Source organism: Candidatus Puniceispirillum marinum IMCC1322 (genome assembly GCF_000024465.1).
GTDB lineage: Bacteria > Pseudomonadota > Alphaproteobacteria > Puniceispirillales > Puniceispirillaceae > Puniceispirillum > Puniceispirillum marinum.
In genome coordinates this window covers 779,420-806,047 of the sequence record NC_014010.1, presented here as the reverse complement: position 1 = coordinate 806,047, position 26,628 = coordinate 779,420, and the positions used below count along the sequence as shown (strand labels likewise).

Below are 26,628 nucleotides of genomic sequence, written 5' to 3'. Positions count from 1 at the left end.
TGCTGTGCCGTAAAGCGTGCATCGTTTTTGGCATTGCTGGTGGTCACATTAAGCACTGGATATTGGGGATGGATTGTTGAATTCTAAAGCACTGTTAAGCCACTTTAAAGTGCCAGAAAATGATTGACATATGCCAGACATGGAAAGCATTGTTAAAAAAATAATAAAGTACTGTTAAACAAATAATAAAGATAAATCATCTTGGTAGTATTATAAAATGTCAGTAATGTCCGCGCCGCAAAACGCTTTTGTATCATTTCAGGGTGTTCAAAAAAGCTATGATGGTGTCTCGCTTGTGGTCAAGGATCTGAACCTTGATATTGCCGAGGGTGAATTCGTCACCATGCTTGGGCCATCAGGTTCGGGTAAAACAACCTGTCTGATGATGCTTGCCGGTTTTGAAACCGCAACGCATGGCGACATCAAACTCAATAATGTGGCGATCAACAACATCCCGCCGCATAAACGCGGTATCGGGATGGTGTTTCAAAATTACGCACTGTTTCCGCATATGACGGTGGCTGAAAATCTGGCCTTTCCGCTTAAAGTCCGTAAATTCAATTCGTCTGATGTAGAAGACAAAGTTCGTAACGTTCTAGATATGGTGCAGATGCGGCAGTTTGCTGATCGTAAACCAGCCCAGCTTTCGGGTGGTCAGCAACAGCGTATCGCGCTAGCAAGAGCACTGGTTTTCAACCCTAGCCTTGTTTTGATGGATGAGCCGCTTGGCGCGCTTGATAAGCAACTTCGTGAGCATATGCAGTATGAGATTAAGCATATCCATGAAAATCTAGGTGTGACGGTTGTTTATGTAACGCATGATCAATCCGAGGCATTGACCATGTCAAATCGGATTGCGGTGTTTGATGATGGCATTATTCAACAGCTTGACGATCCCGTTACGCTTTATGAAAAGCCGGAAAATGCCTTCGTTGCGCAGTTTATTGGCGAAAATAACCAGCTTCCAGGTGTTGTGGATAATGTAAGCGGTAATGTTGCCAGCGTTAAGCTGGATCAGGGCGATATTGTTAAGGCTTTGGCTGTGAATATTGATGGGCCAGGTTCCAAAACAATGCTGTCTATCCGCCCAGAGAGGTGCGTATTGACCGACAAGAAATCTAAGTCAATGAGCGCACTGGATGCAAAGGTTTTGGAACTGATCTATCTAGGCGACCATATCAGGTGCCGGATGATGGTGACTGGCAATGATCAATTTATCGTAAAGGTGCCAAACACGGCAGGACCTTTGGGACTGGACATTGGTGCAGATTTATTTGTGGCTTGGAATACGGATGATTGCCGGGCACTTGATTGCGGGACAACAGTTTGACCATGACAATGGTCATGAATTGACGGTCCTTACAAAGGGTAATGCAAAGCACCTCGGATCGTTATGTGCGTAGAACCCCATAAGGGGTAACAATAAGGGAGAAAATATTATGTCTAAACTTACCAATAAACTGGTCGCTATTGCGGCAATGTCGGCTTTTACGGCAGGCAGTGCTGTTGCGGCAGACCTGACAGTCGTATCATGGGGTGGTGCGTACACCAAATCCCAGGTCGAGGCCTATCATAAGCCTTGGATGGCTAGCACAGGCAAGACCATTGTGTCTGAAGATTACGGCGGGGGTATTGCCGAGATCAAAGCACAGGTTGAGTCAGGTAACGTAACCTGGGATGTTGTTGACGTTGAATTGTCAGACGCGATCCGCGCTTGTGATGAAGGTCTTCTTGAAGAAATCGATCCCAGCATGCTGCCAGCAGCGCCTGATGGTACGCCGGCGGTAGATGACTTCCTGCCAGGTACATTGCATGATTGCGCTGTATCAAACATCATCTGGTCATCTGTATATGTTTACGATTCAAGCAAGGTTCGTAACTGGAATGCGCCAAAGACCATGGCTGACTTCTTTAACACCGATGCCTATCCGGGCAAGCGTGGCATGCGTAAGAATCCTAAGGTGACTCTGGAATTCGCATTGATCGCCGATGGCGTTCCAACAAGTGAAGTCTATGACGTTCTGGGTACCGAAGAAGGTGTTGCACGTGCGTTTGCCAAGCTTGATACCATCAAAGACGATATCGTCTGGTGGGAAGCTGGTGCACAGCCACCACAGTTGCTTGCTGACGGTGAAGTGATCTTCACAACAGCGTGGAATGGTCGTGTGTTCAACGCGGTTGCGGCTGAAGACCAGACATTCGAAATGGTCTGGGACGGTCAGGTTTATGACCTTGATCTCTGGGTCATTCCAAAAGGCAGCAAGAACAAAGAAGCGGCAATGGACTTTGTTGCCTTCTCAACTGCCACTGAGCAGCTTGCTGCACAGGCCTCATGGATTTCATATGGTCCTGCGCGTGCATCTTCAGTTGCCAAGATTGGTACTTACCATGATAACCCGGCGATCAACATGGCAGACCACATGCCAACAGCTCCTGCTAATTTCAAAAATGCGTTGCAAAACGATTTTGAATTCTGGGCTGATAATGCTGACGAATTGAACGAGCGTTTCAATTCTTGGTTGGCCAAGTAAAGACCAAACATTTGAGGCGGTTGTTTTTATGACCGCCTCTTTTATTTATATTTGAGATATTATGAACACCATTTCCGAAAACATGAATAAGGCACCAATTGTGGCCGCTGATGGCACGCCGCTTAAGAAAAAGCTGGCTCAGGCCATGTTCCGTAGCCGTTTGCGGGCTGCGGGTTTGGTTTTACCACTTTTTGGTTTTGTGCTGGCCAGTTTTGTGATCCCCATTTTTGCCCTGATGTGGCAAGGGGTTTATAACGATACTTTTGAACGGCTCATGCCTGCAACAACTATCCAGCTCGCGGCTTGGGATGGGGTCAGCGAACCGACGGAAGACATGTATGCGGCGCTGGTGGCTGATCTGATCGTGGCACGCAAGGAAAAAACGGCAGGTAAAGTGGGGTCTCGTGTAAACCAACAACTTTCAGGTGCACGGTCATTATTTACCGGTACCGCGCGCAAAGCGCATAAATTAGAAGCCCCCTTCAAAGAAAGCGTTATTAAAACCAAAAAGAAATGGGGCCAAATCGAATATTGGCAGGCAATGAAATTAACGTCAGATAGTCTGACACCCGGGTTTTATGCGTCCTCGGTTGATAAGACTCTCACTGTTACAGGTGATTTCGTCGCTGTTGATGAAAATAGACAGATTTATGTAAAGCTGTTCATCCGGACATTTATGATTTCGGGTAGTGTCATGCTGATGTGCCTTATCCTAGGCTATCCAGTTGCTTATCTATTGGCCACTTTGCCGCTGAAAACGTCGAACCTTCTGATGATTATGGTTCTATTGCCTTTCTGGACATCCTTGCTGGTTCGAACTACCGCATGGATTGCTATCTTGCAATCTCAGGGGGTGATCAATGATCTGCTGGTGTGGATAGGTATTGCCGCCGATGATGGACGGTTTTCGCTGATCTATAATATGACGGGCACTATCGTTGCGATGACGCATATTTTATTACCATTCATGATCCTGCCTTTGTATTCGGTCATGAAGACAATCCCTCCATCCTATATGCGGGCGGCACGTTCACTTGGGGCAACGCCAACATTGGCGTTTATCAAGGTTTATATGCCGCAAACAATTCCGGGTGTCGGCGCAGGTGGATTGCTGGTCTTTATTCTTGCAATTGGCTATTACATCACCCCAGCTTTGGTTGGTGGACAGGATGGTCAATTGATTTCGAACATGATTGCCTATCATATGCAAAAATCACTGAACTGGTCGCTGGCGGCGGCTCTGGGTGGTATTTTGCTAGGATGCGTCTTGCTTCTTTACTGGGCATATGACCGTATCATTGGCATCGATAATATGAAGCTGGGATAGCGCGATTATGGCACAACTTCCTCCCTATACCTCGACTGGCGAACGGATCTGGCATTACACATTCCGCGTGATATGCGGGCTTGTATTCATATTTTTGATGTTGCCTATTTTGGTTGTGTTGCCGTTATCATTCAATGTGTCTCCATATTTCAGCTTTACCGAAGGCATGCTGGCTTTTGACCCGGAAGCCTATTCGCTGCGCTGGTATAAAGATATTCTTACGAATGGTATGAAAGTCCCCGATGCGCCGTTTGACTGGGCGTGGGTCAGCGATACATGGAATAACTCGCAATGGATGCGGGCTATTCGTAACAGCTTTTTCATTGGTATCTGTGCGACTTTGTTATCGACGGCGCTGGGGACTTTGGCGGCGATTGGTCTGAGTCGTGAAGAAATGCCATATCGTCGGCTGATCATGTCAATTCTCATTTCACCGATGATTGTGCCATTGGTTATTACCGCGGCAGGCATGTTCTTTTTCTATTCCAAAGTACAGTTAAGCCAGACCTATTTAGGCGTGATCATGGCACATGCGGTGCTGGGAACGCCTTTTGTTATCATTACAGTGACGGCAACCCTGGTTGGTTTTGATAAATCGTTGGTGCGGGCTGCCAATTCACTAGGTGCCGGGCCAATTACGACCTTTTTCAGGGTGCAGATGCCACTAATCATTCCCGGAGTCATCTCGGGCGGACTGTTTGCCTTTATCACGTCATTTGACGAAGTGGTAGCCGTGCTGTTTCTTGCCAGCCCTGAACAGCGTACTATTCCGCGTCAAATGTGGTCAGGTATTCGTGAGCAGATCAGCCCGACGATTCTGGCAGTGGCCACTTTACTGGTTATATTATCTGTTATTCTGCTGACGGTAATTGAGTTGCTTCGGCGGCGGTCAGATCGTTTGCGCGGCGTCACCACAAGCTAGCTTTCACTACAAGTCAGCTTTCTTCTAGCGTCAAAATTTTACGTTCATTGTCTGCACCTTCATGACCTTTTCGTTGTCCTGATCGCTTGAAAAGGCTTGCAAGTGGCATAATATCATTTCACTAAAATCTATTAAAACGTGTATTACTATATAAACATGCTATTTTATGATTATTGACACTTTGTTCTTTAGCAATGAAAGTCAGGTAGGTAAATCATAGTTACGTTACAAATTTATAACTATAGATTGCATTACTAAATTACCATTATTTGTTTTACCGTTTCGTTCTGTTACGTCTGCCCACAGGTGAAAGTTTCGACCTGTGCGCGCTAATTGAGGAGTTGGTTATGACACAATGCATGTTACTTGCAGTTGATGGTAGCCAAGGTGGTGACCGTGCCTTGGAATATTCTATAGCTCAGGTCAAGGATCGCGGTATTGAGTTGATTGTCGCCTATGTTATCGAATGGTCTCCCTATTCATTCAATACACCTGAAGAAAATGCCGAACGGCATAAGCGTCGTGAGAGTGAAATTTCACGTGCCAAAAAGACGATTATTGACCCGGCAATGGAAAAACTTGCAGGTCATAATATCAAAGCGGAATCAATTGTCCGACATGGGGCCCCGGTGGAAACGCTCAACGACCTCGCCAAAAAACATAATGTAGATCAGATCGTGATTGGCCGTCGTGGTCAATCAGGCATCAAATCATTGTTGTTTGGAAGCGTGGCAGGAAGCCTCATTCAGACATCTGAAGTCCCAATCACTGTTGTACCATGATGCCCGGCTAGGCCATCGCGGATGCAAAGCTAAAAAAGGGGAATTTATCAATGCATCGCTTTATTCTTCCACTCATATTCTCGTTGCTGTTTATAACTTCGGCGCATGCGGGAATTGACGAAACTATCAACAATTTGACAAAGCCAATTGCCATTTTAATTGGACAAATCGTTTTTTTCAAAATCCCGATCTTTGGTGCTCAGTTGCCAGTAGTTGTACTTTGGCTTGTTGCGGGTGCCGTTTTCTTCACGTTTTATATGGGGTTTGTAAATCTGCGCGGATTTAAACATGCCATTCAGTTGGTACGCGGTGATTATGCCGATCCCGATAGTGCGGGTGAGGTATCTCACTTTCAGGCTTTAGCAACAGCTGTTTCAGGTACGGTTGGTATCGGTAACATCGGTGGTGTTGCCGTTGCGGTGACCGTTGGTGGCCCTGGTGCCACATTCTGGCTGATTGTTGCAGGCTTTCTTGGCATGTCCACCAAGTTTGTTGAATGTACACTTGGTGTGAAATATCGATCTGAAAACCCTGATGGCTCGGTTTCGGGCGGTCCTATGTATTATCTCAAAAAGGGCTTTGCCGATCGCGGCATGGAAGGGTTTGGAAAATTCATCGGCACCTTTTATGCGATTGGCATTTTTATCGGTGCACTTGGTATTGGTAATATGTTCCAATCCAATCAGGCATATGTGCAGTTAAACCACGTTTCAGGTGGCGCACTGGATGGGCTGGGATGGCTTGTTGGTCTTATTCTGGCGGCTGTTGTCTTTGTGGTTATTATCGGTGGTATTAAATCTATCGCCAAGGTGACCGAAAAGGTCGTTCCGTTCATGGCTGTATTTTACTGCCTTTTTGCACTGATCGTTATCTTGCTTAATTATGCCTCGATTCCAGAAGCGATCGCCAATATCTTTACCGGTGCCTTTACTGGCGAGGGAGTTGCAGGTGGTGCGCTTGGTGCGATGATTATCGGTTTCCAGCGTGCTGTCTTCTCGAACGAAGCTGGTATTGGTTCGGCGTCTATCGCCCATGCGGCTGTCCGGACAGACGAGCCTGTAACCGAGGGTTATGTGTCTCTGTTAGAGCCTTTCATTGATACGATTGTGATCTGTACGATCACAGCGCTTGTCATTGGCACATCTCAGGTTGCTGATCCTGGCTTTGCTGGTGATGCGAAAGGCATTGCCATGACATCATCAGCCTTTGAACGGCAATTCTCATGGTTCCCATATCCGCTTGCTTTGGCTGCGGTGTTGTTCGCATTTTCAACGATGATATCGTGGTCATATTACGGGCTCAAGGGATGGACATATATGTTTGGTGAAGGTGAAAAAGGACAGAATATCTACAAGGTTATATTTTGTGCGTTTGTTGCCTTGGGCTGTATGGTTCAGCTTGGACCATTGCTGGATATTTCAGACGCGCTGGTCTTCCTGATTTGTGTGCCTAATATCCTTGGTCTTTATTTCCTTGCACCTGTTGTGCGTGCGGAAATGAATTCCTATCTGGCGCGCTTGGATAGCGGAGAAATCAAGAAGTTCAAGTAATGGTGAATATTCAGAGCCTGACAAATAGGTTCGCCAATGCTCACTAGACAAACTTCGATAAATGCCCCGGTTCATGCTGGGGCATTTTTAAATTTATTATGTTGCTGTGAAATATGCGCAAAATGAAATATTGTATTGTCCAGTTCTGGGCAGATAGTACCAAGTGGATTTTTGATGCCAGCGTTTCTTTTACATTTATGGAACACACCGTATGTGGTTCTGACATTAGCCACCATGATGTGGGCAGGTCATACGATTGCGGCGCGCATTTCGGTTAATGAAATTTCACCAATGCTGTTGATGGAATTGCGCTGGATACTATGTCTGCTTGTGCTGATTGTGTTTTGCCGAAAACAACTCATATCTCAAATACCGCTAGTGAAAGAACGGCTTGGCTGGGTCTTTATGATGGGTGCTTTTGGCATGGCTGGCTTTACTGTTTTTTTCATTCTGGCCGCGCAACATACAACAGCGGTCAATCTTGGTATCACGCAAGGGTCGATTCCTGCCTTTGTCATGATTATCGGTCTTGTTGTTTTACGGACGAAGATTAGCCTTTTGCAAATTTGTGGCCTTGCGCTCTCGCTTGCAGGGGTCGTGCTGTTGGTCAGTGGCGGTTCATTTAGCGTGTTTAAAAGCGTCCAGTTCAATGTTGGTGACTTGTTGATGCTGGTGGCGTGTCTTTGTTATGCCGGCTATACAGTGGGCTTGAGCCGCAGGATTGTTATGTCGCCCGTCTTGATGTTGGCATTTTTCTCGGCTGCTGCAGTGGTGACGTTAACGATATCTAGTGCCATCGAATATGCACAAGGCAACTTAGTCATGCCCGGTTTAAAGGGATGGTTATTGGTGATTTATTGCGCCATTTTTCCTTCGTTATTAGCGCAGCTATTGTTTATGCGTGGGGTTGAACTGGCGGGATCTAACCGCGCAGGCCTATATGTTAATCTGGTACCGGTGTTTGCTGCACTATTTGCTGTGATCATTCTGGGCGAGGTTATGTATTTTTATCATATTTTATCTCTTGCATTCGTGCTTGGTGGTATTTACATGGCAGAAAGAGGTAAGAAAGCACTGGTACGGTAACGACTTGACTTGACAAGATTTTGTTACCGTGGTTGTTGAAAAGATGTGTTTAAGAGTATTTCTTTCGAACATTGATTTATATCCAGATACACGGATTTACTTCTATAAGCGGTTAATTGATGTATTTGGCAGTGACAGGATAATGGCATGATTGATAAAACAGATCTCTACATTGATGGGGAATGGGTTAAAAGCATTGACGGGCGGGTAGTTCCGGTTATTAATCCGGCAACCGAAGAAGAATATGCCTCAATCACGCTTGCGGGCAAAGCCGATACCGAGTCAGCGATTGCGGCGGCAAAACGCGCATTTCCAGCATGGTCAATGACATCACCTGAAGAGCGTCTGGATTATCTGAAAAAGCTTCTTGAGGTATATCAGGCACGCGAACGTGAGATGGCACATACCATTTCTGACGAGATGGGCGCGCCGATTGACCTGGCTATTTCTGAGCAAGCCAGCTCTGGATCATCGCATCTCAAAGCTTTTATTCGCACATTGGCCGCTTTTGAATGGGTGCGCCCATTGCGCCCGGGTACGGCTGGTCAGGATCTAACCTATGAACCGGCTGGTGTGGCGGCGTTGATCACGCCATGGAACTGGCCCATGAATCAGGTTGTCTTGAAAGTCGGTGCGGCCATCGCGGCTGGGTGCACAATGGTGTTAAAGCCATCCGAAATTGCGCCGATGTCAGGTATGCTATTTGCCGAAATGGTTCATGAAGTTGGTTTGCCTGCGGGTGTTTTTAATTTGATTAATGGCGATGGTGTTGGTGCGGGCTCAATCATGTCATCACATCCTGATATTGATGTTGTCTCCTTTACCGGGTCAACGCGTGCTGGCATTTTGATTACGAAAGCCGCTGCCGACAGTGTCAAAAATGTATCTCTGGAACTGGGGGGCAAATCGCCTAATCTGATTTTTGACGATTGCGATATTGAAGCTGCCGTAACGCGTGGCACCAAATTCTGCTTTAATAATACGGGGCAGTCATGCAACGCGGCAACGCGGATGCTTGTCGAGCGCAGTGCCTATGATCAAGCGGTCGAAGTGGCTGCCAGAGTTGCCGATGAAACCAAGGTAGATATGCCATCCAAAGAGGGTAAGCATATCGGCCCGCTTGTGTCTGAGGCGCAATTCAATAAGGTGCAGGATCTGATTCAAAAAGGTATTGATGAAGGTGCGCGTCTTGTTGCTGGTGGTGTAGGTCGCCCAGATGGCTTGAACCGGGGATATTTTGTCAGGCCGACGGTCTTTGCCGACACAAATAATGACATGACGATCATGCGCGAAGAAATCTTTGGCCCGGTTTTATCAATTATGCCGTTCGATACTGAAGATGAGGCAATCGCAATCGCCAATGATACACCATTCGGGCTATCAGCCTATTTACAGACCGGTGACACCGAACGCGCACATCGTGTCGCGCGCCAGCTTCGTGCAGGCATGGTGCAGGTGAATGGGGCGTCGCGCGCATCAGGAAGCCCATTTGGTGGATTCAAGCAATCAGGTGTTGGCCGTGAAGGCGGTGCGATGGGTATTGAAGAATTTCTTGAAGTCAAAACAATCAGTGGAATTGTTGACGCCTGAGCAATGCTTAATCGTTGTCACTAAGACCTGAACCTGCTCCCGCAAGGCGTGACTGCTCAGTAGGTGGCGCATATGTATGATGGGCAAAGGCTTCAAATGTTTTGATACAGGCCGATGCCGTGGCAGGAATGCGACCGATTGTTGCCTTTGCCTTATGTTTTGCAATGGTTTCGGCCGAAAGCGTGCCGGGGCTAATGCGGCAATCGGCCTTTTCAATTAACAGTGCCGTATTGATGATATCACTGGAAAAGCCGCTGGCGCTAATATCGATTGTCAGTTCGTCTATATGCAACGTCCATTCATTATGGCGTGCGCTGGCGGATATAAAAGGCACAAGAAGTAAGGGTTCACGAATGATGCCAAGGTCGCAAGGCAGAGCTATGGCACCATCAGAGATAGCCGCCCCAATAGCAATGGGACATTGTTCTGCCTTGTTTACATAATCTGCCTTGTACCAGGTGAGGTGCCGGCATAATGAAGCAATGCCCGGGGCACTGCGATGAGCCAACCATATCACGGCATGACTGGATTCTTCGGCAAGCCCCCATGACATGCCAGCGCCTCTTGCGGCTTTCAGGGCAAGTGCACCAGTTTCGCTAAGAGACCAGCTGGCATCAGACATGTCTATTGCAACGGTGGATAAACCAGATCATCAGGATCCAGGTTTTCCAGTTCTTCGGGGAAGGGGGCGCCTTGATACATTGTGATGCGGAGCCAGCGGTCTGACCGCGGATCAAATTTGGTAGCGCCAAAGAATGATAATTTACACCGTAAAAGATCAATCGGCATCATATTGGCAGCGATTGTATTATCGCGGATTTCCGCATAATCAAGACCATTAATAAGCTGGGCGCGGCGCACGATATGCCGATGTTCAGGATGTGCCATTAAAAACGTGGCTAGGGTATCGTTGTCCCCCCAGTCTTTCATGGCTTCATAGCAGGCGATCACATCTCGCCCGGGCGCCAGAGGTTGCTCGTATGGGGCAATCGGCTCTTCAAACCGTTCACCAAGTCGCGGCTCTAGCTTTTCTTGAGATACATACCAAACGCGCGCCTGTTCGGCTTTCTGAGAAAAATCAAGGGTGCCCGCCCAGCCATATTGGGTGGTTATGAGTTCACGAAATGCCGCTATCGTCTGGGTTCCGTCAATGATATGGCGGGTTGTTTCATCAGCAGACATGGTGCTGGCAAGATCATCGACAAGATCACCAAAGGGTTCGATGAGCAACGATACGAGTTGTTCCTGGCCTTCAATCGTCAGATTATCGGTTCCCCACAGATAAATCACATCCCATGGATAGGCCTGATCAGAGTCAAAAGTTTGCATATATGCAGTAAGGCTGGACAGGTCTGTGCGCAAGCCTTCGGTTTTTGAATTTTGATATGGATGCTCTACCTGCCACGCATCAGCATTTATAGCCGCACGTTTCACCAGCGATATAAAATGCGCCAATGTCACGGTGTCAGTTGAGGCTATTGCCCGCACCCGTCCTAATGCTGTTTCGCGGGCATTTATCCACGCATGGATCAGAGCCGGATGATTGATCAGAAATGGTGCCATACCAAGGCCTGTAGAATTGCCAACACCAAACCGGCGGCGGATATCAGGGGCGAGTGTCACGGCTGTATCAGGCTGTTGAATTTTGGCCATATGTTCAACCATGTCTATGGTAAAGGCACGTATCAGCCATACGGCAAGTAATTCGGGTTGAAAAGACCCTGCGAATTCAGGGCGGTCAGCCCATGCGTGCCGATCTGCAGCACCAAACTTTCCAGATCCATATACGGCACTTGTCCGCATGAGATAGCCGATGGGTTCTATCTTTGCCAGATCTGGCTGGGTGCCAGCGGCAAGGCAGTCACGAACATAATCAAACAGTCTGACGGATTTGTTTGCCCGGGACAAAACCAACTCATCATCTGAAATGCGGCCTGCCTCCTGAAGAGGTACATTTTGTTTCAACCGTTCAATGTCGGCTTTACTAACATCCCCGTCATGCAAGCTGAATGTGGCATCCCATGCTTCGGCAATAACCCGGTCAGACCTCAACTCATCAGGCAGATCATGGGCAAACGCAACCAATGTATAGGTACGTTGGGGGCCAATAGCACTGTATGTGGCAACGCCGACACCATTGGCATCAATGTCCCAGATAGGGCGCGTGAATGTCCAGTTTTCGCTTTTGAGGCGCCGGAGCAAGACCCGCATGAAGCTGAGCCTGCTTTGATGGAAAGACCCCATTCGCGCAAGACGCATGACATCGTTACCTGCCCGAAGCGGTATATGTGTCTGGTTATTTGCCGTAACAGTCTTTGCCATGATAGACCCTGTTAAATATTAAACGTCTGATGCACCAAAATTGTTATCGTAAAACCGCAACCAGTTCTCTCCCATGATAGCGGCGGTTTCTGTCGCCGAAAAGCCATGAGCCATCAAGCCCGCTTCAATATTACCAAAATGGCGATTATCTTCAAACCACTCTGGCATAGGGGGAAAGCCTGCATTTGAGGCTGATCCTTCGCCATAATCGATTTCTTTTGTCCAACGGCCAACGCGCATCCATTCAACTACAGAGTCTGGCTGATCCTGGCATAAATCCGAGCCAAGACCGATATTATCTATACCCATCAAATCGGCTGTTCGCGCAATCATCTCGCAAAAGCTAGCAAGCGTGCAGTTGGATTTATCTTTCAGATGATGTGGATACAGCGAAAACCCAAGCATGCCGCCGGACGCACCTAGTGCTCTTAACACATCGTCAGACTTGTTTCGTTTGGCTGGATGCCAGAAATCAGGATTAGCATGAGTTATGGCTATAGGGCGTTCGGACACATCTATAGCATCAAGCGTTGATCGTTCGGCAGAATGGCTCATATCAACCACCAGCCCAACGCGATTCATCTCTTTGATAACCTGACGTCCCATCCGTGTGATGCCGGTATCTTCATCTTCATAACAGCCGGTAGCCAGCAGGGATTGATTGTTATAGGTAAGCTGCATAAATCGTGCGCCAAGTGTGTGGCATATTTCCACCAGCCCAATATCGTCTTCGATAGGTGAGGGATTTTGAAAGCCGAAAAAGATAGCGGTACGGTTTTCGGCTTTTGCACGGCGGACATCGTCCCCTGTCTTGCCATGGAAAATAAGCTCTGGAAAGCGTTCAAACCATAGATTCCACTTTTCGACATTGGCGACCATCTCACGAAAGGTTTCGTGATAGGCAATCGTCACATGAACAGCATCGACATTGCCTTCACGCATTTGGCGGAATATTTTTTCAGACCAGTTGGCATATTGTAGATTATCGATGCGATGCATGATTATTCCGGCGTTCCTGATGCAATATAGGATGTTTTGACAGTGGTGTAGAATTCTTCGGCGTAACCACCCTGTTCCCTTGGACCGTATGAGCTGTCGCCCCGCCCGCCAAAGGGAACATGATAATCGGTACCGGCTGTGGCTAGATTGACCATAACGCATCCAGTGCGGGCGTTACGACGAAAATGTGTTGCGCGTGCAAGTGACTTTGTGATGATCCCCGAGGTCAGACCAAAATTCGTATCATTTACAAGGTTCAGAGCTTCGTCATATGTACCCGCTTTGATAACACAAGCTATGGGTGCAAACATTTCTTCGCGATTGATACGCCAGTCATTGCTGGTATTGGCTACCAAGGCCGGGGTCATGTAATAGCCCTCGGTCTCGCGCGTTACGCGTTCGCCGCCACATAGAATTTCACCGCCCTCGCTTTTTGCTAGATCAATATAAGCCATATTTTCGTTTAACTGCGTTTCACTGACCACTGGCCCCAACTGGGTGCCGTCTTTAAGCGCATGATCCACAACCATCGACGAGGTCGCCTTTGATAGTTTCTCGACAAATTCATCGTGAATTTTTTCATGCACTATGAGGCGGGAGGAGGCGGTGCATTTCTGGCCAGTGCCGCCAAAAGCCCCGCCAAGCGCACAGGTGACAGCCAGATCAAGATCACCATCTTCCATGACAGCCAATGCGTTTTTTGATCCCATTTCCATTTGAACTTTGGTCAGGTTGCCAATTGCCGACGTGGCGATCTGCTTGCCAACATCAACCGAACCGGTAAAGCTGATGGCGTTAATCGCCGTGCTTTCGACAAGTGCCTGACCAATGCTACTGCCTGGTCCCATCACCAGATTGAACAGACCTTTTGGTAAGTCCTGACGTGCGATGATCTCGGCAAGGGCAACCGCCGAAGCTGGCACCAGATTAGCTGGCTTCCAGATAACGGCATTGCCGAATGCCAGTGCAGGTGCAATTTTCCAGACGGCCGTGGCTGTCGGAAAATTCCATGGGCTGATGATGGCTACAACGCCCACGGGTTCACGCCGAACATCAATTTCAATATTGGGGCGCACAGAGTCGGCTGTATCACCCATTTGCCGTAATGTTTCTGCGGCGTAATAGGTAAAGAACTGTCCGGCACGGTAAACTTCGCCTTTGCCTTCGGCTAATGGCTTTCCTTCTTCTCGGCTCAATAGAGTGCCAAGCTCAGTGCTTCGCGCCATCAGTTCATTGCCAATATTCATCAGGGCTGTTTGCCGGGCTTCAAGGCCAGTTTTCGCCCAGATTTTCTGGGCGGATTCAGCCGCTTCAAAAGCCATATCCAACTGTGCCTGACTAGCCTGGGCATATGTGCCGATAATATCGCCCAGGTCAGACGGATTACGGTTTTCGATGGCACTGTCGCCCTCAAGCCATTCGCCCGCAATGAAATTTTTCTGTAACGCCATGCCTATGCTCCACGCTTTTGCTTATGATAAATTTAATGTGCACCGCTTTGGGTGTTTTAATCTTCTTTGGTGACGGAGAAGCTTCGCCCATCAACCTGAGTGAATTCAGTTATATTATCTTTATCCACCCCTTCAATACAGGCAACGTTATAGGCAAAGCAAGGTTTGCTTCGCCGCCAGTGATGCGTATAGATGCCACAATTCTTGCAGAAATAGTGCCGCGCCACCCCGGTATTCCACTGATATAGTCCTAAACTATCTTCACCTGACACAAGGACAAATTCCTCGGGTTCCGCCTGTGCCATAAGCGCATTTTTGCGGCTACAAAGCGAGCAGTTGCATTTTACAATATCACGAAGCCCGGTATGGACTTCGAATTGAATGTTACCACAATGGCATGAACCTTTGAGAATTGTCATCAATACACCCTATTTCTGGTAAGACAGATTACATCCTGCATGGGCTAGATCTGAGGTATGAATTTATGTGAACACACTGCCTCAAGACATGTTTAATTTCAATCTGAATTCTCAATAGCAAGATATGCCGGTTATCGGAGTTTATGTTGATTGTATTTGATGCTTTCGCAGAATTGAAATTGCTGATAGAGGACATTAATCGTCGGAAAATCCGAAGTTAGAGAGATGTTTGATATGTGGCAGGATAGTTTTAATAAGCCCGTTATTGTGCTTGCGCTATTTGCCTTTGGTATGGGTGTTATTCCGATAAATGATGCTCTCATAAAGTTGATGAGCGTTTATCTTTCGCTTGGTCAGATCATGTTCGTGCGGGCGATATTTTCAATTATACTTGTTATGCTTGTCAGTCGTGGCATATCCAAAATGTTTAAGCTACCAGCACATGTGTTCTGGCTGTTTGTGGGACGCGGCATGTGCATTGTGGTGGCGATGATTAGCTTCTTTGCCGCGCTTGGTAGTTTGCCACTGGCCATAGCCATTTCGATATTCTTTGTATCGCCGCTTTTCATCACCTTGCTTTCGGTGCCAATTCTTGGAGAAACCATAGGTATTCATCGTGCTATTGCCGTTTTGATTGGGCTGGTGGGTATGATTGTCATTATTCAGCCTGGTGGTGATGAATTCCGTCCGGAAACATTGCTGGTTGTGCTGTCGGCATTAAGCTATGCACTTTGCCAGATATGGACGCGGCGGCTTAGTGGCATGGGTGATCTGGCCACGATGGTATCAGTCCAGCAAATTTGCTATCTCGTGGTTGGTGGTTTGCTACTGATAATGAATATATTCATGCAGCGTCCGGATAGTGATAATCCAACGATCGATTTTCTGTTGCGTGCGCCAGCGTCGCTGTCCCTGATGGATTATCTGTTTATTCTGATTTGTGGAGTTTCGGTTTTATTGCTGTCTGTAACGTCAGCACATGCCTATCGCGTTTTAGAAGCGTCGGTCATTGCGCCGTTCGAATATGTGGCGATCCCGTCAGGTATTTTCTGGGGCATGTTGATCTGGGATGAATGGCCGGAAACGAGCGCCTGGATCGGGATGGGGCTGATTTTGATAGGTGGCCTTTATATGGTCTATAGGGAAAAGGCGCGTGACGTTGATGTGACATTATCTGCCCCTATGCCAGCCGCAGCGGCGCCATCACAGAATTTAGATTATAAAGATGACGATTCGAACGATATTCAAAAATAGCGTTACATTTCGGCTTTGATGGCAGCTATCTGCGCTTCTAGCATTGGTATTACAGGTGCATCTTTGGGCAAGCTTTCAAGAAGCTGTTTCCATATATTGAGGGCGAGACCTTTTCGGCCATCCTGATAGGCGGCAAGACCCGTCAAAAACAACGCCCTTGGTTGCATTGGGTCACGTTCCAGAATGGCGGCCAGACGTTCTCGCACAGGCAATGTAACCTGACCTTCTGCAGCGCGCACCATGGCTTCGGCTTGAATGGCCATAAGCGGCGTAGAGTTTGGTGCTATTTCAAGTGCCATGCCAAGGGCAAATAATTCCGTTTCATAATCATTTAGCATGCTCGCCTTGTCAGCCAGATCCAGCCAGTTAGCTATGTCATCAGGGTTGGCCGCTGTTGCCTCTTGCGCCTTTTGCAACGCATCAATGCTGGCAGTACGCATTTGCTTGAGGTTGTCACGTTCCTTTGCAATATCTGCTTGCCGTGCGGCCAGCGGCTGATCAGGCAGATCAGGTCGCCCTATTATGGCGTAAATGCCGAGAACAAGCGCAATGGCACCGGCGCCCATGATGAATATCGCCGGATCAAACCGTCCGGATATCCTGGCGTCAGGGTTTTGCGCTCTCTCGGTTTTATCTGCCGAAGCAGTTACCTTTGTTTCGGGCTTGGTTTTGCGCCGTGCTGTAAAGATAATCAGCACACCTAGGCCAAGCGCAATGATAGGGGCGCCCCATAAAAGCCATGTAGATGAAGATACAGGCGGTTTGAACAAGACAAAATCACCATAACGTTCACGTATAAACGCAATGACTTCAGCATCCGTATCCCCGGCGACAAGACGTTGGCGGACAAGTTTGCGCAGATCAACCGCCAGTTCCGCGTCAGAATCATCGATTGACTGGTTCTGGCACACAAGACATCGTAATTCACGCCCGATATCACGAGCGCGCATTTCCATCGCTGGATCATCCAGCCTTTCTTCGGCAGTGATCGCCAAGGCCTGCTGTTGATATGGGCCAATCGGCATAACAAGAGCGCCCATCAAAAGCACGCCAATCAGCGCCAATTTGATAAAACGCAGTTGCGCGAGCCATTGGCGTATCATAGCCCCAGACTTTCCAGAATTGGCTCAATATCCTGTTCCAGAACCGTACGGGTAACGGGGCCTGCATGGCGAAATAATACGGTGCCGTTTGCATCAAGAATAAAGGTTTCGGGCACACCATAAACACCCCAACTGATCGCGGTCATGCCATCTTTATCAACTAAAATGGCACGAAAGGGGTTTCCGTATTCAGCCAGAAACTTATTTGTATCTTCAAGACGGTCTTTATAGGCGATGCCGACAATATCAATACGCTTTGATAAAAGCCCAAGGGCTGGTGCCTCGGCGCGGCAGGGCGCGCACCAAGACGCAAAATAATTTACCAAAACTGGCTGACCCTTAAATTGGCCAAGGTCGGTTTTGTTGCCAGCCATATCGGGCAGAATAGTTGTGGGCGCCGGTTTGTTGAGCAAGGCTGAGGGTAGTTGGTTATCCGAACGCTGTCCGTCAAGCATACCCAATAATGTCCAGCCAGCGATCAGCGCGACCAGCAAAAACCCAAATAAGGGGATGATGAAGGTTGCCCTGTTCATGATGCACTGCCATTTTTGGTTTCGAGGCGACGGCCACCAAGCATAGCCAGCCCACCACCAAGCGCCATGACAATCGCGCCGATCCATATAAATCCGATGAAGGGGTTTTGATAGATGCGCAAAGTCCAGCCAATCGTTTCGTTACCATCGCCAAGTACGGCATATAGATCACCTGAAAGACGGCTTCTTATGGCAGCTTCAGAGGTGGTTTGCTGTTCGACAGGAAAGCGACGTATTTCAGGCGTTAAAGTATCAAGTTTTGACGCGTGCTTATCATACAGATGAAGCAGGGCTGTCTGGGTGACATAATTGGCACCTTCGCGTGCCTCGACGCCTGCAAATTCAAAATAGCGGCCTTGTCCCATAACAGTATCGGGTAATTCAATCATGCTGTTGGCTGTGGCGCGGGTGATAGTCTCACTTCGATGATAGCTGTCAGATACCGCACCAAACAGGAATAAAGCGAAGCCAAAATGCGCTAGAGTGACAGCATGTGTAGCAACGGGCAAACCTGTGAAACGTCGCCAGCTATGGGCAAGCGGTACTTTGAAAAGCTGAACGCGAACAGCTATTTCGGCAATGATACCAGCGACCAGCCAGATAATGATGCCCGCCGCTGCAATAGCGGTAACGCCAGCCGGTTGCAGGGCAAAGACATAGGTGATCATTGCAATCAAAACGGCTAATGCCATGATCGTGAATATTTTCGATAGCCGACCCAATGACTGCTTGCGCCAGGCAAACAGTGGCCCTATGGCCATGCCGATTGCCATGAGTGCCAGTAGCGGATTGAATGTTGCGTTGAAATAAGGTGGCCCGACTGAAATTTTGCCACCATTGGCAAGCTCGTAAGCTAGCGGATATAATGTGCCTGTCAGAACAACAACTGTTGATGACACCAGCAACAGGTTATTCACTATCAGCATGCCCTCACGGCTGATGATGGCAAAGTCACCAGAGCTAGCTAGTCTTGGGCCGCGCCATGCAAATAACGCTAGTGGAATACCTATAGCCACCATCAAAATGGCTAGAATGAACACGCCACGCGAGGGATCGCTGGCAAAACTATGCACTGATACCAGAATGCCTGAGCGAACAATAAATGTGCCCAGCAGTGACAATGAAAAAGCCAAAATAGCTAGCAAAATAGTCCAGCTTTTTAGCGCGCCGCGCCGTTCAAGCACCAGGACTGAATGAAGCAAAGCTGTTGCAACAAGCCATGGCATTAACGAGGCGTTTTCTACCGGATCCCAGAACCACCAACCGCCCCAGCCAAGCTCGTAATAAGCCCACCAACTGCCTAGCCCGATGCCTAGCGTTAATGCGCACCATGCGGCCAGAATAAAGGGGCGCACCCATCGTGCCCATAATGTGTCAATATGCCCTTCGATCAATCCGGCGACAGCAAAGGCAAAGGCCAATGACAATCCCACATAACCAATATATAGCATTGGCGGATGCATCGCGAGGCCGGGATCCTGTAAGACAGGGTTGAGACCACGTCCGTCAAAGGGAGGGGGTGAAAGCCGCGCAAAGGGGTTTGAGGTGAACAGGCTAAAGGCGATAAAGGCGGTGGCGATCACACCTTGCACGCCCAGAATGCGGGCTTTCAATATTGCTGGCATTGATGTGAAGCCTGCGGCCAAAGCGGCGGCAAATAAGCACAGGATCAGAATCCATAATAGCAATGAACCCTCATGATTACCCCATAAGCCTGATATTTTATAGATCATTGGCTTTGACGAATGTGAATGTTCAGCGACCAACGCGATTGAAAAATCTGATGTAATAAACCCATACATAAGCGCCAGAAAAGCAGCCATTACGAAACCACAAGATATAAGTGTGATCGTCGAGGTTGCGGTAACCATTTTAGGATTATGACTGACGATCCCATAGGTAGGCACAAAGATTTGCAAAACCGACAGCGCAAACGCGATAATCAGAAATAGATGACCAGCTTCAGCAATCATTGTGCGTCACCTGTTTCCATTTCGCTACCTTGCCAGACACCCTGTTCTTTCAATTTTTCGGCAACATCGGCAGGCATGTAGTTTTCATCATGTTTAGCAAGAACATTATCGGCCATAAAAACCCCATCAATAATGCGTCCTTCGGCTACAACGCCTTGGCCTTCGCGAAACAAGCTGGGCAACGCATTACCATATGTGACAGCTATGTCATATTCCCCGTCGGTGACAACAAATTTTGAGTCTAGACCTACAATATCGAGACTGCCGTTTTTCACCATGCCGCCAAGCCGCAATTGCTGGTCACGGCCAAGATTGGTTTCAGCAATCTCTTTGGGTGTGTAGAAAAAAACGATATTATCTTGCAATGCTGTCAGCGTAAGTGTGACAACAACCCCTAGCAAAGCGGCGTATGACGCAATAATTATCAATCTTCTGCGCTTTGGTACCATCAAAAGCCCCTGGTTAATTCCATCACTAGGATATGGGCATTGGTATGCCTAAACGCCAGTTTTGGCAAGATATTCACCCGTTCAAAATAGCGGCATGATGGCGCATGAAAGTGCTTGCTGTTGAAATCCAAAGCAAGGCATTGTAACAATTCGAATGTAAATCACGCTTCATCAGCTTTTTACAATAGGCGTGCGGCATGCTCTAGCTAAAGGTCGTTTCATGCGGTTAAAGAAAGTTTTGTTTCAACTGGTATTAACTATTTCGCTCTGTTCTTTCGGGACATCAGCAATAGCTGATGATGTTGCCAATGGAGAAAAAGTGTTTAAGCGCTGCAAGGCCTGCCACTATGCCGATAAAGAAAAGAATAAGACAGGCCCGCATCTTGTCAATATCATTGGGCGTAAAGCCGGTTCGATAGAGGGGTATAAATATTCAAAGGCGATGCGTGAGTCCGGACTTATCTGGGATGAGGCCACTTTAACGGCCTATTTAAAGGCACCTAAAAAATTCCTTAAAGGCACTAAAATGGTGTTTGCAGGTCTGAAGAAGGAGTCAGACATTCAAAATGTGATCGCATATTTGAAAACCCAAAAATAAAAGCGTAAAAGAACATCTCTTGTTATTGTGAGCATTTGCTCCTGAGGTTTTTATGGACTTAATGAATCGCTATCCACGGTTAAGCGATCTGCGCCCAGTCGCATCGCGCCGTATTCCCAAATTTGTTTTTGCCTATCTGGACTCAGGAACAGGGCATGATACGACGCGCGATGAAAACCGTGCCTTTCTCGATTCTATTCAGCTCACACCTCAATTTTTGCGTGGCCGGATTGATGCTGATATCAGCACTACATTATTTGGCAAAACCTATAAGGCGCCGTTTGGTGTGGCACCAATTGGCCTTGCCTCGCTGATCTGGCCAGGTGCTGAACAGATCTTGGGCGCGGCGGCAAAGCGCAACGGCTTTCCATATGCGCTTAGCACTGTCGCCAGCGACTCGGTTGAGCGTGTGAGTGAAGTAGCTGACGATATGACATGGTTTCAACTCTATGCCCCGCGCAATCGTGAATTGATGAAAGATCTTCTGAGCCGGGCTCGTGCTTGCGGTGTTAAGAATATTGTTTTGACTGCCGATGTGCCTTCACCAAGCCGCCGTGAGCGTATGCGGATTGCTGGTGCGCCGCTGGGTAGTCGCGGTAATTCGAGTTTTAGCCCACAGGTTGTGTGGCAAAGCATGATGCGTCCCGAATGGGCAATTCGTACTTTGCTAAATGGCGGCGCGCGGTTCCGCAATATGGAACCTTATGCCAAGAATGATGGCGCCATGGGAATAACCAAATTTATTGGCGAACAGCTAAACGGGTCGCTTGATTGGGATTATCTGGCAGATATTCGCGCCGAATGGGAAGGCAAGCTTATTCTAAAAGGTATTTTGCATGGTCAGGATGCGGCACGCGCTGTGAAAATGGGTGTCGATGCGCTTGTTATTTCAAATCATGGTGGCAGACAACTTGATGCAGCACCACAGCCTCTTGCCCAACTTGCCGGCATTCGTGCCGTTGTTGGCGATGATATACCGTTGATTGTTGACAGCGGCATTCAATCAGGTCTTGACGTTGTTCGCGCGCTGGCAATGGGCGCAGATTTTGTAATGATTGGTCGTGCCTTTATGTATGCAGTAGCCGCTTTAGGTAAAAAAGGTGGTGATCATGCCGCAGATATTTTGCTTGAAGAAGTGCGTGATGTCATGGCGCAGCTTGGATTGCAAACCATTGCTGACGTCAAATCTCTAAATCTTTCCTAAGCATCGTCTATAAGAGGTCAATAAATGTCCAGCTTGGTTCCCGCTTTTCTGTCGCGCCTAATCTGCAAATTTTTTGTATTATTATTTGTTTCGGTCTTTGGCATGCAAATGGCCTATGCAGACATGCAGGTTGGAAAACTGGTGATAAGTGATATTGCCATTCGTGCCACTGCGCCAGGCATGTCGGCAACGGCGGGTTATCTAACAATTGCCAATCATGGAATGAAAGCCGACCGCCTTGTAGCTGTAAAAGCCGACTTTGCCGAAAAATCAATGATTCATGAAATGACCAATGTCGATGGCATTGCAAAAATGCGGCATGTCATGGGCGGGGTTGAAGTGCCCGCACATGGTAATGTGGCTTTAGAACCTGGCGGTCTGCATTTGATGTTCATGGGGCTAAAAGATACGTTAGCTGTTGGACAGACATTGTCAGTCACGCTTGTTTTTGAAAAGGCAGGTACGCAAAAACAGGATGCCATGGTCAAGAAGCCTGCCGATATTGGTGGTATGTCAACTGACTCAAAAACCAAGAAAAAGCATTCGCATTAATTATGTAAGGCTAGAAAATCCCAGCATCCATGCCTGCAGCCATACCCAGTGATAATTCGGCAACGTCATCGATGAAAGCCGGATTCCAAGTGCCATGAAGAACCAATGGCGGTGCCATCATTCGCCATCTCAAACCTGTGAGAATACTGTTTAACGCATGTGTGGTTGCGGTGCCATCAAGGCCAGCGCGAATGTAAACCCCGACAGATTTGCCAGCGCATATATCAATCCAGTTATTATAGCATCGATCAAACATATCTTTGGTTGCACCCGCCATGTAACCGATATTTTCGGTGGTGCCAATAATAACGCCGTCGGCTTTTATTACGTCTTTGGCTTGGACATCAAAGGGGGATAAAAGCCTAACCATAAGATCATCTGGCGCGTAGTTATTTGCGGCATCAAAAGCGGCGCGCGATAGCGCTGCCGTATTATCTGACGGTGCATGGGCGACGATCAAAAGCTCTTTTTTCATATTGATATCATACCCATGAAAAAGCTATGTGAATAGAGGTGCTATTTTGCGCTGGCACATCGCCCCACCCAGTGACTATCATGTGACCCTCACCGGATGAAAGGAAGTCTATCCATGGCTCTAAAAGCTGAAAAATTAAATAAGGACGCTGTTGAAAAGGCATTAGATGCGCTTGATGTCTGGCGTATAAGTGATGATCACATAGGTCTTGAAAAAACGTTTAAATTTACCGATTTCAATGCGGCTTTTGGGTTTATGACACGGGTTGCTTTGGCGGCTGATAAAATGGACCATCACCCTGAATGGTCAAATGTCTATAATAAGGTACAGATGAGATGGACAACGCATTCCGAAGGTGGCATCAGCAATCTTGATGTTATTCTGGCTGAAAAATGTGATATATTTGCCAAAAGTGCATCATTGAAATAATTCGGGCAAGCACCAGTCCATTAGTAACAATCAAAAAATCTGCAACTCACATATTTGATAGGTTCACCATGTCCAATAAAATCATCAAGCCCGAAATCCGTAAAATCGTCACCTATGAAGACACCACCTTCATTGAAGGGTTTAAGGCGGTTGCTGAGCCATGGCATATGTTTGCGGCGGCAGCCGTATTTACAAATCCATGGGCAGGACAATTTGTTGATGATTTGCGCCCCGGTATTCAGGCAATAGCCCCCGTGATTGGAGAGATGCTTAGTGCGCGTGTTGTTGACATGGCAGGTGGTGGCGACAAAATCGAAGCCTACGGCAAGGCAGCAATTGTGGGCATGAATGGTGAGATTGAACATGCGTCTGGCGTGACCCATACCCTACGCTTTGGCAATTTCTACCGTGAAGCGGTAGGGGCAAAATCTTATCTAAGCTTTACCAATCTTCGCGGCCCAGCCAATACCGCCATTACCATTCCGATGATGGATAAAATCGATGCGGGACGGCGGTCACATTATCTGACTTTGCAATTTGCAATTGGCGACGCGCCAGGACCTGATGAGATTCTGGTAGCACTTGGCGGCGCAACGACCGGACGTCCGCATCATCGTATTGGTGATCGTTATCAGGACCTTGCCGAAATGGGCAATGATGTGGATAACCCCGCCGGCGTTTAGTATGTTCACAAGATTGTGATTTGATATTACGGGCTTTTGCGCCACAGTCATCAAATATCCAATACTATGATTATATGTGAGTCCAGACTAGAGGTTAGTAGCGGATCATAACTTCTGGAGCGTGTCATGGGCACAGTGGCACAAACATCATTGGTGATGATTTTTGGCTTGTTCTTGGCCATTTCATTTGGATTCGGTCTGGATCTTGTTTCCGCATTTCTGCCTGACATCCAGGCGGAAATCGGTTTTGATTATAACTATCTTGGGCTTTTAACAGCAGGCGGCAAGATAGGTCTGATCATTGGTGGTGTGACCTGTTATCTGTTAGCCCCTTTGTTTGGTAATTGTCGTCTTGTGGTGTTAGCTGTTGCGCTGACTGGATTGAGTCTGATTGGGTTGGGATATGCAGAACAGCCTTGGATGGTTGGCCTGTGCATGTTTTTGGCTGGATTTGCGACCATTGTCTCATGGGCCCCAATGGTTGGCGTTTTTGCCCGCTTTATTTCCAAGGCGCATATGGGTAAGGCCTTTGGTGCGGTTGGAACGGGCGCCGGAATAGGTACATTTGCCAGCGGATCTATTGCCCCCTATTTTATAAATAATTTTGACTGGCGAGCAGGGGTGATAACAGTTGGCTTAGGCTGTCTGATATTTGTTGGCTTATCGGCAGTATATCTTTGGCACATGAATATTCTTGAAAAAAAGATCAGTGCATCAATAGCGCCTCAAGATTTGCAATCCAAGTCTGTATCGCTTGGCACATTGCTGTCTCGTGATGTTATGATGCTGTGGTGTTTGTTGTTCTTTGTTGGTTTTACCATGCAGCCTTTTCAGAATTACCTGTCTCCATTTATCCGCGATGAATTGCAATATTCAGCCGAAATTGCCCGTGATGCGTGGGTGGCGATGGGGGCAACAGGTTTGTTTGCTGGCATTGTAATGGGGATGGCGTCTGACCGTTTTGGCATTGGTAATGTCATAATCGTGGCCTTGGCTTGTTTGATCGCGGCGAATGTGTTTTTGATTCTGCACCATGATACACTTTATTTCATCGGGGCCGGTATCGGGTTCGGTCTATGTTTCTATTCGGTGCCAGCGCTCATTCCCACCTATATAGGTAAGGTATATGACGCCGTATTAGCCACGCAGATTTTTGCAGGTGGTAATATAATGCTGGGTATCGGTGCGGTATTTGGCAATGTGTTTGGCGGCGTCACCAAGGAGTATCTGGGCACTTTCAAAATATATTATATAAGCGCGATTATGGCGGTATTTGTCATGATGGTGCTTTGTTATTTTGTCATGTGTAGGCAGCGGCCAAAGGCCAGAGCTGTTTGAAACCCTAAAAACCGGAATAGGTTAGTGCCCATAATATCATCAGACCTGAGGAAATCGTGGCCAAAACCGAACGTGTAATCAGGGCAATGACTATGGCCACAAGCGCCGCATAAAAACGTGTATTATCGACGATCGAGATCATGCCGGCATCGTTAAACAGCACCGCCGGTGCGATGATTGCGGTTAAAACGGCTATCGGCACGAAGCTAAGCGCATCTTCAAGCCAGTTCGGTAATTGTTTGGGAGAATAGCCCGAGAACATGCTAATGCGTGTGGCAAAGTTAATCAGTCCAGTAGCGATGATAACAAACCAGATCATGACGGCCCTCCGGCGTCCTGCCTTCGTGGGCGCCGCGTTACAGTTTTGACGCTCCAGCCAGCCACAATTCCGCCTATGGCCGCCAGAACGATCCATGTTTTGAAAGGTAAATTTTGGCCTGTAATAGCGATGGTGCCAGCGGTGATGCAGGCAGCAAGATCAGCACGGGACTTGATGGCGGGGGCCACTATGGCGATGAATGTCAGAGGGATGGCAAAACCAAGCGACCATTCAGGCGGAATTGTTGTGCCTGCCAATACGCCTGTAATGGTTGCGCATTGCCAGCTAATCCATAATGTCAGGCCAGCGCCAAGAAGATGAAAATGCTGGTTTGGGCTATAAGGCTTATTCGTAAAGCGCCGGATTGAAATCGCATAGGCTTCGTCGGTAAGCAAATAGCCCAGAATAATGCGCCACCGCAGGGGAAGAGGGCGCAGATAGGAGGCTATTGATGCGCTGTAGAGTGCATGGCGTAAATTGATCACGCTTACGGATCCGCCCACTACTAAGGCTGGTACATTGCTTGCCCATAGTTGGACAAAGACCACCTGACTGGCACCGCCAAACAAAATGGACGACATCAGAATGGTTTGAAGTGGTGTTAATCCGCTGGAAATACCCAACACGCCAAAAACAAGGCCGAATGGAATAATGCCAAGCATCATTGGCAGCTCATCACGCACACCGAGCCAAAACTCGTCTTTGGATGATGTTACGGCTTTGTCGGGCATGGGTTCTG

27 protein-coding genes are annotated in these 26,628 nt (G+C 47.8%); 15 read left to right on the top strand and 12 right to left on the bottom strand.

The window, feature by feature from the left end; genetic code table 11:
- Window positions 1-217 precede the first annotated feature (217 nt).
- The 8 genes from SAR116_RS03900 (at window position 218) to SAR116_RS03865 (ending at window position 9,788) form a co-directional block, all read left to right on the top strand.
- Window positions 218-1,330, top strand: coding sequence for an ABC transporter ATP-binding protein (locus SAR116_RS03900; RefSeq protein WP_013045633.1), 1,113 nt, complete (start codon window positions 218-220; stop codon window positions 1,328-1,330).
- A 109-nt stretch (window positions 1,331-1,439) separates the two neighbouring features.
- Complete coding sequence (locus tag SAR116_RS03895) at window positions 1,440-2,531, top strand: polyamine ABC transporter substrate-binding protein (protein WP_013045632.1); 1,092 nt, start codon at window positions 1,440-1,442, stop codon at window positions 2,529-2,531.
- A 61-nt stretch (window positions 2,532-2,592) separates the two neighbouring features.
- Complete coding sequence (locus SAR116_RS03890) at window positions 2,593-3,858, top strand: ABC transporter permease (protein WP_013045631.1); 1,266 nt, start codon at window positions 2,593-2,595, stop codon at window positions 3,856-3,858.
- 7 nt (window positions 3,859-3,865) lie between these two features.
- Complete coding sequence (locus tag SAR116_RS03885; protein WP_013045630.1) at window positions 3,866-4,780, top strand: ABC transporter permease; 915 nt, start codon at window positions 3,866-3,868, stop codon at window positions 4,778-4,780.
- Window positions 4,781-5,127: 347 nt separating this feature from the next.
- A complete protein-coding gene (locus tag SAR116_RS03880; protein WP_013045629.1) occupies window positions 5,128-5,562 on the top strand; it encodes a universal stress protein in 435 nt (144 codons plus the stop codon).
- A gap of 50 nt (window positions 5,563-5,612) precedes the next feature.
- The gene (locus tag SAR116_RS03875) at window positions 5,613-7,112 is read left to right on the top strand and encodes an alanine/glycine:cation symporter family protein (RefSeq protein ID WP_013045628.1); all 1,500 of its coding nucleotides are present in this window, start codon (window positions 5,613-5,615) and stop codon (window positions 7,110-7,112) included.
- Window positions 7,113-7,286: 174 nt separating this feature from the next.
- Window positions 7,287-8,198 carry a DMT family transporter gene (locus tag SAR116_RS03870; RefSeq protein ID WP_013045627.1) on the top strand — a complete coding sequence of 304 codons (912 nt, stop codon included), beginning with the start codon at window positions 7,287-7,289 and terminating at the stop codon, window positions 8,196-8,198.
- A 147-nt stretch (window positions 8,199-8,345) separates the two neighbouring features.
- A complete protein-coding gene (locus tag SAR116_RS03865; RefSeq protein WP_013045626.1) occupies window positions 8,346-9,788 on the top strand; it encodes an aldehyde dehydrogenase family protein in 1,443 nt (480 codons plus the stop codon).
- Window positions 9,789-9,795: 7 nt separating this feature from the next.
- Here SAR116_RS03865 and SAR116_RS03860 read toward each other — a convergent pair whose 3' ends face one another.
- From SAR116_RS03860 to SAR116_RS03840, 5 genes are read right to left on the bottom strand one after another with little or no spacing between them, the layout of a single operon-like run.
- Complete coding sequence (locus SAR116_RS03860) at window positions 9,796-10,410, bottom strand: DUF3726 domain-containing protein (protein WP_013045625.1); 615 nt, start codon at window positions 10,408-10,410, stop codon at window positions 9,796-9,798.
- A 2-nt stretch (window positions 10,411-10,412) separates the two neighbouring features.
- Complete coding sequence (locus tag SAR116_RS03855; RefSeq protein ID WP_013045624.1) at window positions 10,413-12,110, bottom strand: hypothetical protein; 1,698 nt, start codon at window positions 12,108-12,110, stop codon at window positions 10,413-10,415.
- An 18-nt stretch (window positions 12,111-12,128) separates the two neighbouring features.
- Complete coding sequence (locus SAR116_RS03850; RefSeq protein WP_041860747.1) at window positions 12,129-13,109, bottom strand: membrane dipeptidase; 981 nt, start codon at window positions 13,107-13,109, stop codon at window positions 12,129-12,131.
- Window positions 13,110-13,111: 2 nt separating this feature from the next.
- Window positions 13,112-14,560: an aldehyde dehydrogenase family protein gene (locus tag SAR116_RS03845; RefSeq protein WP_013045622.1), complete on the bottom strand. Its 1,449-nt coding sequence runs from the start codon at window positions 14,558-14,560 to the stop codon at window positions 13,112-13,114.
- Window positions 14,561-14,616: 56 nt separating this feature from the next.
- A complete protein-coding gene (locus SAR116_RS03840) occupies window positions 14,617-14,979 on the bottom strand; it encodes a GFA family protein (RefSeq protein WP_013045621.1) in 363 nt (120 codons plus the stop codon).
- A gap of 225 nt (window positions 14,980-15,204) precedes the next feature.
- Between SAR116_RS03840 and SAR116_RS03835 the strand changes: the two genes are divergently transcribed.
- Window positions 15,205-16,233, top strand: coding sequence for a DMT family transporter (locus SAR116_RS03835; protein ID WP_013045620.1), 1,029 nt, complete (start codon window positions 15,205-15,207; stop codon window positions 16,231-16,233).
- A gap of 2 nt (window positions 16,234-16,235) precedes the next feature.
- On the opposite strand, the gene SAR116_RS13910 is transcribed toward SAR116_RS03835, so the two are convergent.
- Genes SAR116_RS13910 through ccmE form a run of 4 tightly spaced genes read right to left on the bottom strand, consistent with a single transcriptional unit; the run spans window position 16,236 to window position 20,291 of the window.
- Window positions 16,236-17,336, bottom strand: coding sequence for a cytochrome c-type biogenesis protein CcmH (locus SAR116_RS13910; protein ID WP_013045619.1), 1,101 nt, complete (start codon window positions 17,334-17,336; stop codon window positions 16,236-16,238).
- A complete protein-coding gene (locus SAR116_RS03825; RefSeq protein ID WP_041860746.1) occupies window positions 17,333-17,869 on the bottom strand; it encodes a DsbE family thiol:disulfide interchange protein in 537 nt (178 codons plus the stop codon). The genes SAR116_RS13910 and SAR116_RS03825 overlap by 4 nt, the downstream gene beginning before the upstream one ends.
- On the bottom strand, window positions 17,866-19,842 hold the full coding sequence (locus tag SAR116_RS03820) for a heme lyase CcmF/NrfE family subunit (RefSeq protein WP_013045617.1): 1,977 nt from the start codon (window positions 19,840-19,842) through the stop codon (window positions 17,866-17,868). Before SAR116_RS03820 ends, SAR116_RS03825 begins: the two co-directional genes overlap by 4 nt.
- Window positions 19,839-20,291, bottom strand: a complete 453-nt coding sequence (ccmE, locus tag SAR116_RS03815) for a cytochrome c maturation protein CcmE (RefSeq protein ID WP_013045616.1) — start codon at window positions 20,289-20,291, stop codon at window positions 19,839-19,841. Before ccmE ends, SAR116_RS03820 begins: the two co-directional genes overlap by 4 nt.
- 220 nt (window positions 20,292-20,511) lie before the next feature.
- Between ccmE and SAR116_RS03810 the strand changes: the two genes are divergently transcribed.
- Genes SAR116_RS03810 through SAR116_RS03800 form a run of 3 tightly spaced genes read left to right on the top strand, consistent with a single transcriptional unit; the run spans window position 20,512 to window position 22,645 of the window.
- Window positions 20,512-20,889: a c-type cytochrome gene (locus SAR116_RS03810; protein ID WP_013045614.1), complete on the top strand. Its 378-nt coding sequence runs from the start codon at window positions 20,512-20,514 to the stop codon at window positions 20,887-20,889.
- Between the two features lie 52 nt (window positions 20,890-20,941).
- Window positions 20,942-22,093 (top strand): alpha-hydroxy acid oxidase, encoded by a 1,152-nt coding sequence (locus SAR116_RS03805; RefSeq protein WP_013045613.1) that lies wholly within the window; start codon window positions 20,942-20,944, stop codon window positions 22,091-22,093.
- Window positions 22,094-22,117: 24 nt separating this feature from the next.
- Window positions 22,118-22,645 carry a copper chaperone PCu(A)C gene (locus tag SAR116_RS03800; RefSeq protein WP_013045612.1) on the top strand — a complete coding sequence of 176 codons (528 nt, stop codon included), beginning with the start codon at window positions 22,118-22,120 and terminating at the stop codon, window positions 22,643-22,645.
- 10 nt (window positions 22,646-22,655) lie between these two features.
- Here the strand turns inward: SAR116_RS03800 and SAR116_RS03795 are convergent, their stop codons facing one another.
- Entirely contained in the window at window positions 22,656-23,120 is a 465-nt protein-coding gene (locus SAR116_RS03795) for a flavodoxin family protein (RefSeq protein ID WP_013045611.1), read from the bottom strand.
- A 114-nt stretch (window positions 23,121-23,234) separates the two neighbouring features.
- Between SAR116_RS03795 and SAR116_RS03790 the strand changes: the two genes are divergently transcribed.
- From SAR116_RS03790 to SAR116_RS03780, 3 genes are all read left to right on the top strand, one after another.
- Entirely contained in the window at window positions 23,235-23,549 is a 315-nt protein-coding gene (locus SAR116_RS03790; protein WP_013045610.1) for a 4a-hydroxytetrahydrobiopterin dehydratase, read from the top strand.
- A gap of 83 nt (window positions 23,550-23,632) precedes the next feature.
- Window positions 23,633-24,232: an amino acid synthesis family protein gene (locus tag SAR116_RS03785; RefSeq protein ID WP_148212347.1), complete on the top strand. Its 600-nt coding sequence runs from the start codon at window positions 23,633-23,635 to the stop codon at window positions 24,230-24,232.
- A 126-nt stretch (window positions 24,233-24,358) separates the two neighbouring features.
- The gene (locus SAR116_RS03780; RefSeq protein WP_013045608.1) at window positions 24,359-25,570 is read left to right on the top strand and encodes an MFS transporter; all 1,212 of its coding nucleotides are present in this window, start codon (window positions 24,359-24,361) and stop codon (window positions 25,568-25,570) included.
- A gap of 4 nt (window positions 25,571-25,574) precedes the next feature.
- On the opposite strand, the gene SAR116_RS03775 is transcribed toward SAR116_RS03780, so the two are convergent.
- Entirely contained in the window at window positions 25,575-25,889 is a 315-nt protein-coding gene (locus tag SAR116_RS03775; protein ID WP_013045607.1) for a branched-chain amino acid transport AzlD family protein, read from the bottom strand.
- Window positions 25,886-26,620 carry an AzlC family ABC transporter permease gene (locus SAR116_RS03770; RefSeq protein WP_013045606.1) on the bottom strand — a complete coding sequence of 245 codons (735 nt, stop codon included), beginning with the start codon at window positions 26,618-26,620 and terminating at the stop codon, window positions 25,886-25,888. The genes SAR116_RS03775 and SAR116_RS03770 overlap by 4 nt, the downstream gene beginning before the upstream one ends.
- Window positions 26,621-26,628 lie beyond the last annotated feature (8 nt).

Bases quoted from the DNA above. Each gene is read 5' to 3' on its own strand.
- SAR116_RS03840 (WP_013045621.1), bottom strand. From the start codon at position 14,979: ATGACAATTCTCAAAGGTTCATGCCATTGTGGTAACATTCAATTCGAA.
- SAR116_RS03790 (WP_013045610.1), top strand. From the start codon at position 23,235: ATGGCTCTAAAAGCTGAAAAATTAAATAAGGACGCTGTTGAAAAGGCA.
- SAR116_RS03900 (WP_013045633.1), top strand. From the start codon at position 218: ATGTCAGTAATGTCCGCGCCGCAAAACGCTTTTGTATCATTTCAGGGT.
- SAR116_RS03800 (WP_013045612.1), top strand. From the start codon at position 22,118: ATGTCCAGCTTGGTTCCCGCTTTTCTGTCGCGCCTAATCTGCAAATTT.
- SAR116_RS03895 (WP_013045632.1), top strand. From the start codon at position 1,440: ATGTCTAAACTTACCAATAAACTGGTCGCTATTGCGGCAATGTCGGCT.
- SAR116_RS03825 (WP_041860746.1), bottom strand. From the start codon at position 17,869: ATGAACAGGGCAACCTTCATCATCCCCTTATTTGGGTTTTTGCTGGTC.
- SAR116_RS03775 (WP_013045607.1), bottom strand. From the start codon at position 25,889: ATGATCTGGTTTGTTATCATCGCTACTGGACTGATTAACTTTGCCACA.
- SAR116_RS03835 (WP_013045620.1), top strand. From the start codon at position 15,205: ATGTTTGATATGTGGCAGGATAGTTTTAATAAGCCCGTTATTGTGCTT.
- SAR116_RS03805 (WP_013045613.1), top strand. From the start codon at position 20,942: ATGGACTTAATGAATCGCTATCCACGGTTAAGCGATCTGCGCCCAGTC.
- SAR116_RS03770 (WP_013045606.1), bottom strand. From the start codon at position 26,620: ATGCCCGACAAAGCCGTAACATCATCCAAAGACGAGTTTTGGCTCGGT.
- SAR116_RS03845 (WP_013045622.1), bottom strand. From the start codon at position 14,560: ATGGCGTTACAGAAAAATTTCATTGCGGGCGAATGGCTTGAGGGCGAC.
- SAR116_RS03885 (WP_013045630.1), top strand. From the start codon at position 3,866: ATGGCACAACTTCCTCCCTATACCTCGACTGGCGAACGGATCTGGCAT.
- SAR116_RS13910 (WP_013045619.1), bottom strand. From the start codon at position 17,336: ATGATACGCCAATGGCTCGCGCAACTGCGTTTTATCAAATTGGCGCTG.
- SAR116_RS03810 (WP_013045614.1), top strand. From the start codon at position 20,512: ATGCGGTTAAAGAAAGTTTTGTTTCAACTGGTATTAACTATTTCGCTC.
- SAR116_RS03850 (WP_041860747.1), bottom strand. From the start codon at position 13,109: ATGCATCGCATCGATAATCTACAATATGCCAACTGGTCTGAAAAAATA.
- SAR116_RS03890 (WP_013045631.1), top strand. From the start codon at position 2,593: ATGAACACCATTTCCGAAAACATGAATAAGGCACCAATTGTGGCCGCT.
- SAR116_RS03860 (WP_013045625.1), bottom strand. From the start codon at position 10,410: ATGTCTGATGCCAGCTGGTCTCTTAGCGAAACTGGTGCACTTGCCCTG.
- SAR116_RS03865 (WP_013045626.1), top strand. From the start codon at position 8,346: ATGATTGATAAAACAGATCTCTACATTGATGGGGAATGGGTTAAAAGC.
- SAR116_RS03820 (WP_013045617.1), bottom strand. From the start codon at position 19,842: ATGATTGCTGAAGCTGGTCATCTATTTCTGATTATCGCGTTTGCGCTG.
- ccmE (WP_013045616.1), bottom strand. From the start codon at position 20,291: ATGGTACCAAAGCGCAGAAGATTGATAATTATTGCGTCATACGCCGCT.
- SAR116_RS03880 (WP_013045629.1), top strand. From the start codon at position 5,128: ATGACACAATGCATGTTACTTGCAGTTGATGGTAGCCAAGGTGGTGAC.
- SAR116_RS03870 (WP_013045627.1), top strand. From the start codon at position 7,287: ATGCCAGCGTTTCTTTTACATTTATGGAACACACCGTATGTGGTTCTG.
- SAR116_RS03780 (WP_013045608.1), top strand. From the start codon at position 24,359: ATGGGCACAGTGGCACAAACATCATTGGTGATGATTTTTGGCTTGTTC.
- SAR116_RS03855 (WP_013045624.1), bottom strand. From the start codon at position 12,110: ATGGCAAAGACTGTTACGGCAAATAACCAGACACATATACCGCTTCGG.
- SAR116_RS03875 (WP_013045628.1), top strand. From the start codon at position 5,613: ATGCATCGCTTTATTCTTCCACTCATATTCTCGTTGCTGTTTATAACT.
- SAR116_RS03795 (WP_013045611.1), bottom strand. From the start codon at position 23,120: ATGAAAAAAGAGCTTTTGATCGTCGCCCATGCACCGTCAGATAATACG.